The 14,440-nt window shown below is 66.1% G+C and carries 13 protein-coding genes; 10 read left to right on the top strand and 3 right to left on the bottom strand.

Features of this window, described 5'->3' with window-relative positions; genetic code table 11:
• Nucleotides 1–31: 31 nt before the first annotated feature.
• Genes BT183_RS07840 through BT183_RS07830 form a run of 3 tightly spaced genes read right to left on the bottom strand, consistent with a single transcriptional unit; the run spans nt 32 to nt 3,551 of the window.
• Nucleotides 32–1,609 (bottom strand): carboxypeptidase M32, encoded by a 1,578-nt coding sequence (locus BT183_RS07840; protein ID WP_210185444.1) that lies wholly within the window; start codon nt 1,607–1,609, stop codon nt 32–34.
• Nucleotides 1,552–2,559 carry an ABC transporter ATP-binding protein gene (locus BT183_RS07835; protein WP_072340629.1) on the bottom strand — a complete coding sequence of 336 codons (1,008 nt, stop codon included), beginning with the start codon at nt 2,557–2,559 and terminating at the stop codon, nt 1,552–1,554. The genes BT183_RS07840 and BT183_RS07835 overlap by 58 nt, the downstream gene beginning before the upstream one ends.
• Nucleotides 2,559–3,551 carry an ABC transporter ATP-binding protein gene (locus BT183_RS07830; RefSeq protein WP_072340627.1) on the bottom strand — a complete coding sequence of 331 codons (993 nt, stop codon included), beginning with the start codon at nt 3,549–3,551 and terminating at the stop codon, nt 2,559–2,561. Before BT183_RS07830 ends, BT183_RS07835 begins: the two co-directional genes overlap by 1 nt.
• Nucleotides 3,552–3,749: 198 nt before the next feature.
• On the opposite strand from BT183_RS07830, the gene BT183_RS07825 reads away from it, so the two are divergent.
• The 10 genes from BT183_RS07825 (at nt 3,750) to BT183_RS07780 (ending at nt 14,432) form a co-directional block, all read left to right on the top strand.
• A complete protein-coding gene (locus BT183_RS07825; RefSeq protein ID WP_072340613.1) occupies nt 3,750–4,979 on the top strand; it encodes a metal-dependent hydrolase family protein in 1,230 nt (409 codons plus the stop codon).
• 70 nt (nt 4,980–5,049) lie between these two features.
• Nucleotides 5,050–6,090 carry a LacI family DNA-binding transcriptional regulator gene (locus BT183_RS07820; protein WP_072340610.1) on the top strand — a complete coding sequence of 347 codons (1,041 nt, stop codon included), beginning with the start codon at nt 5,050–5,052 and terminating at the stop codon, nt 6,088–6,090.
• A gap of 96 nt (nt 6,091–6,186) precedes the next feature.
• Nucleotides 6,187–6,867, top strand: coding sequence for an RraA family protein (locus BT183_RS07815; protein WP_072340608.1), 681 nt, complete (start codon nt 6,187–6,189; stop codon nt 6,865–6,867).
• Between the two features lie 14 nt (nt 6,868–6,881).
• Nucleotides 6,882–7,742 (top strand): amidohydrolase family protein, encoded by an 861-nt coding sequence (locus BT183_RS07810; protein ID WP_072340606.1) that lies wholly within the window; start codon nt 6,882–6,884, stop codon nt 7,740–7,742.
• Nucleotides 7,743–7,797: 55 nt separating this feature from the next.
• Nucleotides 7,798–9,378 carry an ABC transporter substrate-binding protein gene (locus BT183_RS07805; RefSeq protein WP_072340603.1) on the top strand — a complete coding sequence of 527 codons (1,581 nt, stop codon included), beginning with the start codon at nt 7,798–7,800 and terminating at the stop codon, nt 9,376–9,378.
• A gap of 51 nt (nt 9,379–9,429) precedes the next feature.
• The gene (locus tag BT183_RS07800; protein WP_072340601.1) at nt 9,430–10,383 is read left to right on the top strand and encodes an ABC transporter permease; all 954 of its coding nucleotides are present in this window, start codon (nt 9,430–9,432) and stop codon (nt 10,381–10,383) included.
• On the top strand, nt 10,380–11,258 hold the full coding sequence (locus BT183_RS07795; protein WP_072340598.1) for an ABC transporter permease: 879 nt from the start codon (nt 10,380–10,382) through the stop codon (nt 11,256–11,258). The genes BT183_RS07800 and BT183_RS07795 overlap by 4 nt, the downstream gene beginning before the upstream one ends.
• On the top strand, nt 11,255–12,244 hold the full coding sequence (locus tag BT183_RS07790; RefSeq protein WP_072340596.1) for an ABC transporter ATP-binding protein: 990 nt from the start codon (nt 11,255–11,257) through the stop codon (nt 12,242–12,244). Before BT183_RS07795 ends, BT183_RS07790 begins: the two co-directional genes overlap by 4 nt.
• Entirely contained in the window at nt 12,241–13,248 is a 1,008-nt protein-coding gene (locus BT183_RS07785; protein WP_072340593.1) for an ABC transporter ATP-binding protein, read from the top strand. Before BT183_RS07790 ends, BT183_RS07785 begins: the two co-directional genes overlap by 4 nt.
• Before the next feature lie 8 nt (nt 13,249–13,256).
• Entirely contained in the window at nt 13,257–14,432 is a 1,176-nt protein-coding gene (locus BT183_RS07780; protein WP_072340591.1) for a mandelate racemase/muconate lactonizing enzyme family protein, read from the top strand.
• The last annotated feature ends 8 nt before the right edge of the window (nt 14,433–14,440 follow it).

Below are 14,440 nucleotides of genomic sequence, written 5' to 3'. Positions count from 1 at the left end.
TCTCCTCCGGAAAGTCCGGCGCTCGGTTGCATCAGAGCGCGTATAGGTTGCGATACTTGCGATCAAGATAGGCAAGATAGGGCTGCACGGAATCGGGCTGGCCGGTGAACCGGGCTATTGCCTCTGCGCGCGAAAAACGGCGGCCGTGGCGATAGAGGCCTTGGCTCAGAACCTTCAGCAGCGGGGCGTTGTCGCCGCGACCGAGCCCGTCCGAGACCCCCGGCAGCGTCTCGGCATGGGCGAAAATTTGCGCCGCCGTCATCGAGCCGATGGTGTAGTTCGAGAACGTGCCGAACTGCCCGGTCGGCCAGTGCACGTCCTGCAAAACGCCGTCGCGGGCGTTGGGCACGACGATGCCGAGATCGACCTTCATCCGGGCGTTCCAGGCCTCGGGTAGATCGGCGACCTTCATGTCGCCATCGATCATCTGATGCTCGAGATCGACGCGGACCATGATGTGCAAATCGTGGCTGACTTCGTCCGAGCCGAAATGGATCGGCGAGGGCGTGACCGCGCAAAAGCCGCGCCAGAAGGTGTCCGCGTCGATCCCCGCAAGCGCCTCGGGGAACAGTGCCTGCACCACGCCGAAATGCGCCTGCCAGAAAGCCCGGCTCTTGCCGACGTGGTTTTCGAACAGCCGCGACTGCCCCTCATGCATGCCGAAGCTCGGGCCACCCACGAGATAGAGCGTGCGCAGGTCACAGGTCATCGCGCCGCGTTGCAGGGCCGGGTCAACGGCCTGTTCGTAAAGCGCGTGCCCCGTCTCGTGCAGCGCCGCGACGAGGCCCGGCACCAGCCAGCTTTCGTCATAGCGCGCTGTGATGCGCACATCATCGCGCGCCATCGCCACCTCGAAGGGGTGGATGACGTCGTCGATGCGGCCGCGCGTGAGGTCGTAGCCGAGGATCTGCGCCAGCTGCCGCACCATCTCGCGCTGCCGGGCCACGGGAAAATGCCCGCGAAGAAAGTCGCTGCGCGGCGCCTTTGCATTCCGGATGTCGCCGAGGAGCGGCAGAAGGCCCGCGCGCAGCTCCGCCATCAGCGGTTGCAGCGTGGGCCAGGTCATGCCGGGTTCGTAGAGATCGAGCAGCGCGTCGTAGCGCGTGCCGCCTCCGCCGATGGCATCCGCCAGCTCTCGGGTCAGGTCCACCATCCGTTCCAGCCAGGGCGCGAAGGCGGCAAAATCGGCGTCGCGCCGCGCCTCGAGCCAGGCGGCATGGGCATCGGATGACAGGTTCGCCCGCCGCCGCAGGAGGTCGAGCGGCACCCTGTCGTGGAAGGCGAGCGCGGCGCGAATATTGGCAATCGACTGGCGCTCGATCGTGTCCGGCTTGAGCCCCGCCGTCTCGGCATCGGCTTTATCGAGCAGGCGACGCGTTTCGATTGCCACGAGATGCTCACGCGCCACCTCGGTCAGCGTCGCGATCTGCCGACCGCGTGTGATGGCGCCGCCGGGCGGCATCTGCGTGCGCGCGTCCCATGTCAGCAGCGAGATCGCGCCCAGCACGTCGCTGATGCCCGCCATCCTCTCGGTGAGCGCCTGGTAGCTCATCAGGCGCTGGCGGTCACGCGCATCGGGGCGATGCGCCCTTCGTGAACGGCGTGGCACGCCACCCCATCAAGCAGCGCCGGGACCTCGCTCTTGCAGCGGGCATTGGCATGCGGGCACCGCGTGTGGAAATGGCATCCTGTGGGCGGGTTGATCGGGCTCGGGATTTCCCCGCTCACCTTGGTTCGGGCGCGGCCGGTCATCCGCACATCGGGCAGGGCGGCCAGCAGCATCTGGGTATAGGGATGGCGGGGGGTGGCAAAAAGCTCATGAGCCGGCGCGAGCTCCACGATCCGACCCAGATACATGACCCCGATGCGCGTCGCCATATGGCGCACGACTGCCAGATTGTGGCTGATCAGCACATAGGTCAGCGACAGCCGATCCTGCAGATCCTTCATCAGATTGAGGATCTGGGCCTGCACCGAGACGTCGAGCGCCGAAGTGGGTTCGTCGCAGACGAGGAAATCGGCCTCGGAGGCCAGCGCCCGTGCTATGGCGATGCGCTGGCGCTGCCCGCCCGAAAACTCATGCGGATAGCGTTTGGCATCGTCGGGGTGCAGCCCGACCAGTTCGAGCAGTTCCCCCACCCGGCGCCCGACATCGGGTCCGCGCGCCAGATCGAAGGCATGGATCGGCTCGGCGATGATCGCCCCCACCCGCCAGCGCGGATTGAGGCTCGCATAGGGGTCCTGGAACACCATCTGCATGCGCCGGCGGATGGCAGGGGCCAGTTCGCGGCCCGATTTTTCCGAGGTCAGGTGCCCGTCAAAGCGCACGCTGCCATCGCTGGCATTGAGCAGCCCGACGATCACATTGGCCAGCGTCGATTTGCCCGAGCCCGATTCCCCCACGATGGCGAGGGTTTCGCCCCGCACCACCGACAGGCTGACCTTATCGACCGCCTTGAGATATTGCTTGGGCTCGCGATGGATGAGGCGCGTGACCAGCGGCTTGCTGACATCGAAGCGGCGGCTGACGGCATCGATCTCGACGAACACATCGCTCATCAGGCGGCTCCCGCGATGGCCGCCTGCGGGGCGGGGCTGTAAAGGTGGCAGGCGACGCCATCGACCAGCGGCGGCTGCACCTGGGCGCAGATCGGCATCGCATGGGTGCAGCGCGGGTGGAAGGCGCAGCCCGTCGGCATGGCGGCAAGGCGCGGCATGGTGCCAGGGATCTGCACGAGGCGCTCGCGCGTGTCCTCGACATCAGGAATGGCGCTCATCAGCCCCTGTGCGTAAGGGTGGCGGGGGGTGAGCACCACGTCTCGCACCGGCCCGATCTCGGCGATGCGGCCGGCATAAAGCACCGCTACGCGGTCGGTGGCCTCGGCGATCACGCCCATGTCGTGGGTGATCAGGATCACAGACATGCCGCGTTCGCGGCTCAGCCGCTTGATCAGTTCCACCACCTGGGCAGCGACCGACACATCGAGCGCGGTGGTGGGTTCGTCGGCGATCACCAGTTCGGGGTCAGCGCAGAGCGCCAGCGCGATCACCACGCGCTGCCGCATGCCGCCGGAAAATTCGTGCGGATAGGCATCGATGCGGCGTTCTGGGTCGGGAATGCCGACCTCTTCAAGGAGGCCCAGGGCCTTCCTGCGCGCCTCGTTGCGCGACAGCGGCAGATGGGTGGTGATGGTTTCGATCAGCTGTTCGCCCACCCGCATCAGCGGGTCGAGGCTGGTCAGCGGGTCCTGCGCGATGAGCCCGATGCGCTTGCCGCGCAGCCTGCGCATCTGGCGCGGGGCGAGCTGGTCGATTCGCTCGCCGGCAAGGATCACCTCGCCGCCGCCGATGCGGCCGGGCGGCTGCAAGAGCCCGATGATGGCCGAACCGGTAACGGATTTGCCGGCCCCGGATTCGCCCACGAGGCCGAGGATTTCACCGGCCGCGACGGAGAACGAGACACCATCGACGGGCTTATAGACGTGCGCATCGCCGGGGATTTCGACCGTAAGGTCCCTGACCTCCAGCAAAGGTCGCGCCGTCTCTGCCATCACGCTGCGCCCCGTTTCGACATCTTGCCCCTCGTCGTGGATTGTCTAACAATCTACAAGATCGCCGTCGATTGCAACGGCTTTGGTCCGGCTCGATCTGCACTCAGCACATGGCTTCCATGCGCCTGTGCGGGGTGGGTCGAAGACCATGCCTCTGCCCATTCTTGCTCCATCCCGCCCTCACGCCAAGGATCTGCCATGAAACGCCTGTTCCGCCCCGGCCACCTGATCGACGGTATTTCGGCCACGTCTCGTGGCGGCATGGCCGTGCTTACCGAGGGCGAGCGCATCGTCGCCGTGGCTCCGGCCGGGGAATTCGGCAGCGCCGAGGGCTGCGAGATCGTTGATGCCCCTCATGCCACCCTTATGCCGGGGCTGATCGATGCGCATGTGCACCTTGCTTATTCCGGCAGCCTCGATCGCAAGGCCTTCCGCGCCGAGCATGTCGACATGAACTATGCCGAGATCGCGCTGCGCGCCCTGCGCTATGCCGAGGATACGCTGCGGGCCGGTTTCACCTCGCTGCGCGACATGCATGCGCCCGGCGGCACCATCATCGATCTGCGCCGCGCGATTACGGCCGGCCATGTCCGAGGGCCGCGGATCAAGGCCTGCGGGGCAGGGCTCTCCATTCGCGGCGGGCATATGGACCAGCCGGGCTGGGGCGACCATGTCGCCTTTACCGGCATGACGGCGCCCTGCGACGGGCCCGACGGCTTCCGGCGCGGCGTGCGCGAGCAGATCAAGCGCGGCGCCGATTTCATCAAGATCAATTCCTCGACCTCCAGCACGCGCACGCCCGGCATCTATGGTCGGCTCGAAATGAGCCCCGACGAGATCCGCGCCGTCTGCGACGAGGCCCATCAGTGCGAGGTCAAGGTCGCCTCCCATACGGTCGGCGGCACGCCGGTGGCCGAAACCATCCGCAATGGCGTCGACTGCGTCGAGCACGCCCATTTCACCGATGAGGAAACCATCGCGCTGATGGTCGAGAACGGCACCTATTTCGTGCCCACGTTGCTCGTCAACGAGCGCAATTTCGATTTCACCCGCGAGGAACTGGGCGTTCCGGTGCGCAACTGGGCTTGGCTCGAAGCTTCGCGCGAGGCCAAGTGGGAAACGCTGGCGCGGGCCCGCGCCGCCGGCGTGCGCATCTGCTCGGGCAGCGATGCCGGCTTCATGATCACCCATGGCGCGGACAATTGGGGCGAGATCGCGCTTCTGGTCAAAGGCGGGCTCACCGAGATGGAGGCGATCATCGCCGCCACCGCCACCAATGCCGATCTGCTCGAGATCGACGCCGGCCGCATCGCGCCGGGCAAGCTCGCCGACCTGCTGCTGGTCGATGGCGATCCCCTCTCCGACATCGCCATTCTCCGGCGGCAGGATGCGCTCACGGTGTATCTGGGCGGCGAAAAGGTCGACTGATCTGCCGGCAAGTGCTTGACGCCGGCACACGCCCGGCTTAGCGCCAAGGCACGTCAACCGGATCAAGACCATGGCAGGGCAGGGACGCCCAAAACTCGGGGCACAGCGCACTGTAACGCTCAAGGACGTGGCGGCCCTTGCCGGCGTCACGCCGATGACGGTCTCCAATGTCCTCAATCGCCGCAGCGGCCAGGTCAGCGCCGAGACCGAGGCCAAGGTCAACGCCGCCGTCGAGCGGCTGGGCTATCGCCCGCATGCGGTGGCCCGCCGACTGCGCAGCGGGCGGCGCAATGCCATCGGCATGCTGGTGCTCGACGACGTGCCGGCGTTTCTCTCGGACCCCTTCACCAACCAGGTGATTTCGGGCCTCTCCAACATCGCTGCCAGCCAGGGCTATACGCTGCTGCTGCAGGGGGTGCGTTACGGCAATTTCGAGGATGCGCCGCTTCTGGCACAGCTCGAGGCCGATGGCGTCTGCGCGCTGCTCTCGGGTACTCCGCAGCAGCGCCGCAGCCTCTTGCAGCGCCTCATGAAGCTCGATCTGCCGCTGGTGCTGGTGCAGGAAAATATCGTCGCCCCGGGCGTGTGCACCATCAGGCAGGATGATCGCGGCGGCGCGGTCGAGATCGCGCGGCACGTCTTGGCGCGCGGGGCACGCCGCATCATGATGCTGCTGCCGGCCGAGGAGTGGCCGGCGATGAACGAACGCGAGGCCGGGGTCAGTGCCGTCTGCGCGGCGGCCGGCGCGCGGCTCGAAATCGTCCGCTGCGGCGATGAAGGGCTTGCCGACACCCAGGCGGCGCTGGCTGTGGCGGTAAGCGCTGCCGGCCTGCCCGATGCCATCATCGGCGGCAATGACCGCATGGCGCTCGCCGCGCTCAACTGGCTCGCCGCCCAGCGCGTGCCGGTACCCGACAGGGTGCGCGTCACCGGCTTCAACGCCTTCGATTTCGCCGCCTACAGCACGCCGACGCTCACCACCGTGCGGTCTGCGGCCTATGAGATGGGCATGCGCGCCGCCGAGGAACTGCTCCTCGCCTTCCGCACCGGCAGCTTTTCCGCCCCCGACATCGTGCTGCCCGTGGGCTTCCAGCCAGCCCTCTCCAGTTGATCCGGTTTTAGCGATCCAAGGAAAAATCCGTCCACCCGCTTGACGAGTCTCGGAAAGAGCGTCACAACTTTAACGATAAAGTATGGACGAGGCCAAATGACCCAAGCGAGCGAGCCCCAATCCGATCTGATCGCCTCCATGCGGCAGCATTTCTTCTCGGCGCTGCTGTCGGATGTGCTGGATAGCCTTGGCTACATGCATCAGGCGCTTCCCCCGCATGTGCGTCCGCTCGATGAAAGCCTCGTGATGGTCGGGCGCGCCCGCACCATGCTCTATGCCGACGTCTATGCCCGGCCCGCCGAGGGCGAGAACCCCTATGAGCTCGAGATCAAGCTGGTCGACAGCCTCGGGCCCGGCGATGTCGCGGTCTGCGCCTGTGGCGCTACCGGCCGCATCGCCCCCTGGGGCGGGCTTTTGAGCACCGTATCGAAAGTGCGCGGTGCGTCCGGCGCGCTGATGGATGGGCTGGTGCGCGACATCCGCCACATCCGCGAACTCGAGTTCCCGGTCTTTCACGGCGGCATCGGACCGCTCGACAGCAAGGGCCGGGGCAAGGTCGTTGCCATCGACGTGCCGGTCGAATGCGCGGGCGTCCTCATCCATCCCGGCGACATCCTGTTCGGCGATGCCGATGGCGTCGTGGTCATCCCCCAGGCCATCGAGCAGCAGGTCGTCGATGCGGCCTGGGACAAGCTCAAGGGCGAGAACAACACCCGCGACGCACTCGCTGCCGGGCGCGGGCTCGCCGAGGTCTATGCCGAGTTCGGCGTTCTCTGAAGGGGTTTGACGCGATGATCGTCGATTGCCACGTCAATCTCTGGAAGCCCGAGCATGTCCGGCCGCTCTTTGCGGTGGGCACGGCCTATTCCCGCCCCGGCTCGGTCAGCCCGCAGGCCGATCCGGACACCGTCTATGCGGCCATGGCCGAGGTCGACAAGGCCATCGCCTTCACGCTGCGCTATGGCGACAGCGCCGGCATCGATGGCGATGATGATGTCACCGCCGAGGCCGTGGCGAAATATCCCGATAAGTTCGTGGGGTTTGCCGCCGTCGATCCGCGCCGCCCCGATGCGATGGCGTTGCTCGAACGCGCCCATCAGGATCTGAAGCTCAAGGGCGTCAAGTTCGGCCCGATCTATAACGGTGTTTCTCTGCTCGATCCGCGCATGGTGCCGGTCTACGAATATTGCGTGGCCAATAACCTGCCGCTCACCATGCATATGGGCACCACGTTTGCCGAAAACGCGCCCATCGAATATGGCCGGCCGATGCTGGTCGATGAAATCGCCAGCCGCTATCCCGATCTCAAGATGATCATGGCGCACATGGCCCATCCCTGGGCCGATGAATGCATCGTGGTCGCCCGCAAGCGCCCCAATGTCTATTGCGAAGTCTCGGCGCTGTTTTACCGGCCCTGGCAATTCTACAACATCCTGATCTCGGCGCAGGAATATCGCATTTCCGAGCGCAGCAAGATCTTCTGGGGCACCGATTATCCCTTTGCCGGCGTGCGCGAAAGCATCGACGGTCTGAGGGCCATCAACGCCCAGGTCGAGGGTACCGCGCTGCCGCGCGTTTCCTCGGAAACCATCGAAGCCATCATCCATTCCAATCCGTTCGAGCACTGGTGGCACGGCGGATTGCAAACCTGACCGGCGGATCGGACGACCGCCGCATCTGAACCAACCCCGTCAATTGGAGTGTCTCATGCAGTCTCGTCGTCTCCTTAGCCTCCTCGCGCCGGCCCTGGCCGCCGGCCTTCTGACATCCACCAGCGCTCTGGCGCAGGCCGCCTTCAGCTGCCCGCAGACCGGTGGCGACCTGATCGTGGGGATGGAGGCGGGCGTGCCCACCCTCGATCAGCACACCGCCACCTCCTCGGCCACGCGCAACGTGGCGATGAACATCTTCGAAACCCTCGTCATCCGCGATGCCGCGATGACCCCGACGCCCGATCTGGCCGAGAGCATCGAGACCAGCGAAGACGGGCTCACCTACACCTTCAAGCTGCGCGACGGCATCAGCTTCCACAATGGAAAGCCGCTGACCACGGCCGATGTCGTGGCGTCCTTCGATCGCTACAAGGAAGTCGGCGTCAACCGCGCCACGCTCGATGTCGTCGAAAAGTGGGAAGCCACCGATGACATTACCTTCGTCATTACCCTCAAGCAGGCCCAGCCGACCTTCCTCGAAAGCCTCTCCTCCTACACCGTGCCGATCGTCATCCTCCCTGCCGAGGAAGCGGCAAAGCCTGCCAATCAGATCACGCCGATAGGCACCGGCCCGTTCAAGTTCGTCGAATTCGTGCCCGACAGCCATGTCAGGCTCGAGCGCTATGACGGATATGTGGCCAACGATACCTTCGGCGATCTCTCCGGCTTTGCCGGCCACAAGCAGGCCTGCGTCGATACCGTCACCTTCCGCATGCTGACCGAGGCCGGCGCCCGCATGGCGGCGCTCGAAACCGGCGAAGTCCACATTGTCGAGAACGTTCCCGCCATCTCCCAGGAGCGGCTGGCCGGCACGGCCGGGGTCGAAGTGGTGCGGCTCGAGAATTTCGCGCTCAACGTTGCCTATCCCAACTGGTCCGCGCCCCCCACCGACAATGCGCTCGTGCGTCAGGCGATGCTCGCCGCGCTCGACATGGAAGAGATCATGGAGGCGGCCACCGACGGCGCCTTCAAGCTCAACCCGTCGTTCCAGTTCCCCGACACCGGCTATTATTCCACCGCCGGCGAGGAATTCTACAACCAGGCCGATCCGGAAAAAGCCAGGGCCCTGCTGGCCGAGGCGGGCTACACTAACGAGCCCATCGTGCTGCTCACCAACCAGCAGTTCCCCAACATGTACAACAGCGCGCTCGTCATGGCCGCGCAGTTGCAGGCAGCCGGCATGAATGCCGAGCTGCGCGTGCTCGACTGGCCGACGGCGCTCGCCACCAGCGAGAAGGAAACGGCCGGCTGGAACGTGTTTTTCACCTTCTGGGCCACGGTGACGGCGCAGGGCGGGCCGACCTCGCTGCGCAATCTCGCCAACCCCAACAATGTCTACAAGCCGGTCAACAATGAGGGCGACGCCGCCTTCAACGAGGCCTTCGCCCGCATCCAGTCCGGCGCCGATCTCGAAACGCGCCGCGCCGCGTTCGCGGAAGCCCAGGCGATCGCCTTCGAGCAGGTGATGGCCATTCCCTTCGGCATCATGCAGAACGCCCAGGGCATTCGTGCCAATGTCGAGAACTACCAGCCCTACTACAACACCCGCGTCTCGAACGTCTGGCTGGAACAGTAAGGGCAGGGCGGCCGGTTCGTCCGGCCACCTTTCGGCCATGGGGATTGTCGCGTGATCGGATACACCATCAGCCGCCTGTTGCAGGCGATCCCCATCCTCATCCTCGTCAGCCTCATGGCCTTCGGGATCATCTACCTGATCCCCGGCGATGCGGCGACGGTCATCGGCGGACCCTCGGCCACGGCCGAGGATCTCGCCCAGATCCGCGCCAATCTGGGGCTCGACCAGCCCCTCTACATGCAGATCGTCACCTTCTACACCAATCTCTTCCAGGGCGATCTCGGACGCTCGCTGATGCTGGGCATCCCGGTCACGGAAGCCATCATCCAGCGCTCGCCGATCACCATCGGGGTGGCGATCTACTCCCTCGTCATCACCATCGTGCTGGGGCTCGTCACCGGCATCATCGCCGCGCTCAACCACAATCGCTGGATCGATCAGGCGGCGACCATCTTCGCGCTGATCGGTGTCTCGCTGCCCAATTTCTGGCTGGCGCTGGTGCTGATCGTGCTGTTCTCGGTGCAACTGGGTTGGCTGCCGACAGGCGGCTACATCCCCTTCACCACCGATCCCTGGGGCTGGCTGCGCACCACGACGCTGCCCGCGCTGTCCCTCGCGCTGCTCCAGGCCGGGCTCCTCACCCGCATCACCCGCTCGACGATGCTCGAGGTGCTGAGCCAGGATTATATCCGCACCGCCCGCGCCAAGGGGCTATCCGAATGGGTGGTGGTGGGCAAGCACGCCCTCGCCAATGTCATGATGCCGGTGGTGACCGTGCTCGGGCTCATCCTGTCGGTGCTGCTCTCGGGCTCGATCGTCATCGAGAGCATCTTCGGGGTGCCCGGCATCGGGGCGCTGTTGGGCAATGCCATTTCCAGCCGTGACTATCCGATGATCCAGGGCGGGCTGCTGTTCGTCACCGCCGCGCTCTTGCTGCTCAACATCGTGGTCGACGTGCTCTACACCTGGCTCGATCCGCGCATCCGCGTCGGGGGCGGCAAATGACCGATATCGTCGCCACCGCGCCGCCGCGCTTTGCGCGAACGCGCGCCACGCTGCGCCGCATGTTCGCCAACCGCTCCTTCATGCTCGGCGCCATCCTTTTCGGCTTCATCTGCCTTGCGACGCTGTTCGGCCCGATGCTGATCCCGACCGATCCCAATGCGCTTTCGATCCGCAACCGCTTCCAGCCGCCCTCGCTGACCTTTCTTCTCGGCACCGATAATCTCGGGCGCGACATGCTGGCCCGCGTGCTCTATGGCGCGCGCCTCAGCCTCGCCATCGGCCTTGCCGTCATCCTGCTCAACGCCCTGTTCGGCGTGCTGCTCGGGGCGCTGGCCGGCTATTATCGCCGTCTCGACAACATCCTCATGCGCATTGCCGATGCACTGATGGCCTTTCCCGCCGTGCTGCTCGCCATCGGCATCGCGGCGGCGCTCGGGCCTTCGGCGATGACGGCGGTGATCGCGCTCTCGGTGGTCTACATTCCGCGCACCGCCCGCGTCGTGCGTGCCTCGATCCTCGTGGTGCGCGAACTCGACTACGTACAGGCGGCGCGTGCCGCCGGCGCTACCGATCTGCGCATCCTGTGGAAGCACATTCTGCCCAACTGCATGGCGCCGCTCATCGTGCAGCTGAGCTTCGTCTTCGCCTATGCGATCCTGTCTGAAGCGGTGCTGAGCTTTCTCGGGCTCGGCGCGCCGCCCACCGTGCCCAGCTGGGGCGTGCTGATTTCCGAGGGGCGCACCTATATGCGCGAGGCCACCTGGCTCACCCTCGTGCCCGGAATTGCCATCGCCATCACCGTTCTCGGCCTCAACCTCCTGGGCGATGGGCTGCGGGACGTCCTCGATCCGCGCATGAAGGTGGAGCAGGGATGACCGACAAGCCGCTTCTCAGCGTTCGCAACCTCTCTGTCGGCTTTCCCGCCGGCAAGGGCCATGTACTGGCCGTCAATGATGTGAGCTTCGATATCCGCCCCGGGGAGCTCGTGGGCGTGGTGGGCGAAAGCGGCTCGGGCAAGAGCGTCACCGCGCTTGCCGTCATGGGCCTCCTGCCGCCAACGGCCATGCTTTCGGGCCAGTTGCTGTTCGAAGGGCGCGACATGCTCGGTCTTTCGCGCGGCCAGTTGCGCCAGTTGCGCGGCCGGCAGCTCGGCATGATCTTCCAGGAGCCGATGACCAGCCTCAACCCGGTCTTCACCGTGGGCGACCAGATCAGCGAGGCGGTGCGCGCACTCGGTGGAGTCAGCCGCAAGCAGGCCGCCGACCGCGCGGTCGAACTCCTCGATCAGGTGGGGATTCCTTCGCCGCGCCGCAGGCTCGAAGATTATCCGCACCAGATGTCGGGCGGCATGCGCCAGCGGGTGATGATCGCCATCGCGCTGGCCGGTTCGCCGCGCCTCTTGATCGCCGACGAGCCGACCACCGCGCTCGATGTCACCATCCAGGCGCAACTGCTCGATCTGCTCAACGGGCTGCGCGAGCGGCTGGGCACCGCCATCCTGCTCATCAGCCACAATATGGGCGTCATGGCCGAAGTCGCCGATCGCGTCGTGGTGATGTATGCCAGCCGCGTGGTCGAGGAGGCCGATATCTTCCAGCTCTTCGATACCCCGCAGCACCCCTATAGCGAGGGCCTCCTCGGCAGCACGCCGGATATGGCGGGCACCGCCCGGCGCCTGATCACCATTCCCGGCGCCATGCCCTCGCCCGGCGCGCTGCCGCCGGGGTGCCTCTTCGCCCCACGCTGTCCGAAGGTCGTCGACGCCTGCACGAAAGCCCAGCCGCCGCTCATCGATCTCTCCGGCGGGCAGAAGGCCGCCTGCATCCGGGCGCCCAAGCGCGAAGCCGGGGTGCCCGCATGAGCGCGCCGATCCTCGAGGTCGAGAACCTCGTCAAGCATTTCGAGCTCTCCTCGGACAACTGGTTCAAACGCGATCGCCCGGTTGTGCGCGCCGTCGACAAGGTGAGCTTCACCGTTGGCGAGCGCGAAACCCTCGGCCTCGTGGGCGAAAGCGGCTGCGGCAAATCCACCACCGGCCGGCTCATCTTGCAGCTCATTGCGCCCAGCGCCGGCGCGGTGCGCTTCATGGGCACCGACCTCATCGCCGCCGCGCCGCAAAAGCTGCGCGCCATGCGCCGTGATCTCCAGATCATCTTTCAGGATCCACACGCCTCGCTCAATCCGCGCATGCGGGTCGAGGAGATCATCCTCGAACCGCTCTACGCGCAGGGCGAGAAGCCTTCGGCCGCGCTCACCAATTATGCAGGCGATCTGCTCGAAAAGGTCGGCCTCTCGCGCCGCCATGCCCAGCGCCATCCGCACGAGTTTTCGGGCGGACAGCGCCAGCGCATCGGCATTGCGCGCGCTATCGCGCCCAAGCCCAAATTCATCATCTGCGACGAGGCGGTCTCCGCCCTCGACGTGTCGGTGCAGGCGCAGGTGATCAACCTCTTGCAGGATCTGCAGGCCGAGCTCGGCATGAGCTATCTGTTCATCGGCCATGATCTGGCGGTGGTGCGACACATCGCCGATCGTATCGCGGTGATGTATCTTGGCCGCATCGTCGAGACGGCGCCCAAGGCGCAGCTCTATGTCTCCCCGCGCCATCCTTACACGCAGGCGCTGCTCGCCTCCGTGCCGGTCTCGCATCCCCGCCTGCGCCACTCGCGCAAGCGGCTGCGGGGCGAGATGCCGAGCCCGCTCAATCCGCCATCGGGCTGCCATTTCCATCCGCGGTGCCCCTTGGCGCGGGATCGCTGCCGCGTCGAAGACCCGATGCTGCGCGAGATCGCTCCGGGCCAGACCGTCGCCTGCCATTTCGCCGAGGAAACCGCTTCTCCGGCGCCGCTCTCAACCCCGTCCTGAGGCCATCCATGCGCATCACCGCGGTCGAACCCATCCTCCTGCGCGGCTCGGAAGCCTATGCCTCGCCCGCCGATGGCGCCGAAGCCACCGATAATGGCGACTGGCAGCTGCTCGTGCGGGTCGCTACCGATGAGGGGCTCGAAGCCTGGGCCGATGCCGAAACCCTCGCGCCGGCCGCCGTCGCCATCATCGCCGGGCAGGGCATGGGCACGCTGGGCTTCCATACGCTCTCGAACATCCTCATCGGCGAGGATCCGCTCGATATCGAGCGGCTCTGGGACAAGCTCTATGTCGGCAGCGCCTATTACGGGCGGCGCGGCATTGCGATGCAGTGCATCTCGGCCATCGACAATGCGCTGTGGTCGATCCGCGCCCAGGCGACCGGCCTCTCCATCGCCCAGCTGCTGGGCGGGCGGCGGCGCGACACGGTCATGGCCTATGCCTCCACCCTTTTCCGCTCCACCCCCGAAGGCATGGCCGAGGCGGCGCAGGGTTATATCGACAAGGGCTTCCAGGCGGTCAAATTCGGCTGGGGCGTGTTCGGGGAGGATCCCGGGCGCGACCGCGAACTGGTTGCCGCCGCGCGCGACACGCTGGGCCCCGACCGACACCTTCTGGTCGATCCCGGCTGGTACCCCGCCGGCTGGACGAAACCGGGCCCGATGCGCAGCCGTCGCGAGGCCATCGCGCTCTGCGAATGGCTGGGCGACTACAATGTCGGCTGGGTCGAGGATTTCATCCACCCCGAGCGTTTCGACGAATACGCCGAAATCCGCGCCATCAGTCCCGTGCCCATCGCGGCGGGCGAACAGCTCGCCACGGTCTGGGAGTTCGAGCGCTTCATCGAGGGTGGCTGCGTCGATATCGTGCAGCCCGACCTGTCGCGCTGCGGTGGCCTCACCGTCGCGCGCCGCATCGCCCAGATGGCCGAGCGCGCCAATATCGATCTCGTGCCCCATTCCTGGCTCACGCACCTGCTCACCGGCTACAGTTTGCAACTCATCGCCAGCCTGCCACGCGCGCCCTTCGTCGAGTTCAATGTCAGCCAGAGCGCCTTGACCCGTGGCATCGCCCGGGCCGGCTTCGCACTCGATGCCGAGGGCATGATCGCCATTCCCGACGGGCCGGATGGCGGAGTTGCCGTCGACCTCGATTTCATCGCCGCCCACCGCGTCTCCCTCTGAGGCCTCAG

The sequence above is a fragment of the Devosia enhydra genome (genome assembly GCF_900119845.1).
Taxonomy (GTDB): domain Bacteria; phylum Pseudomonadota; class Alphaproteobacteria; order Rhizobiales; family Devosiaceae; genus FPKU01.
The sequence above is the reverse complement of the archived record's forward strand: the minus strand, read 5'-3'. Positions and strand labels throughout refer to the sequence as shown.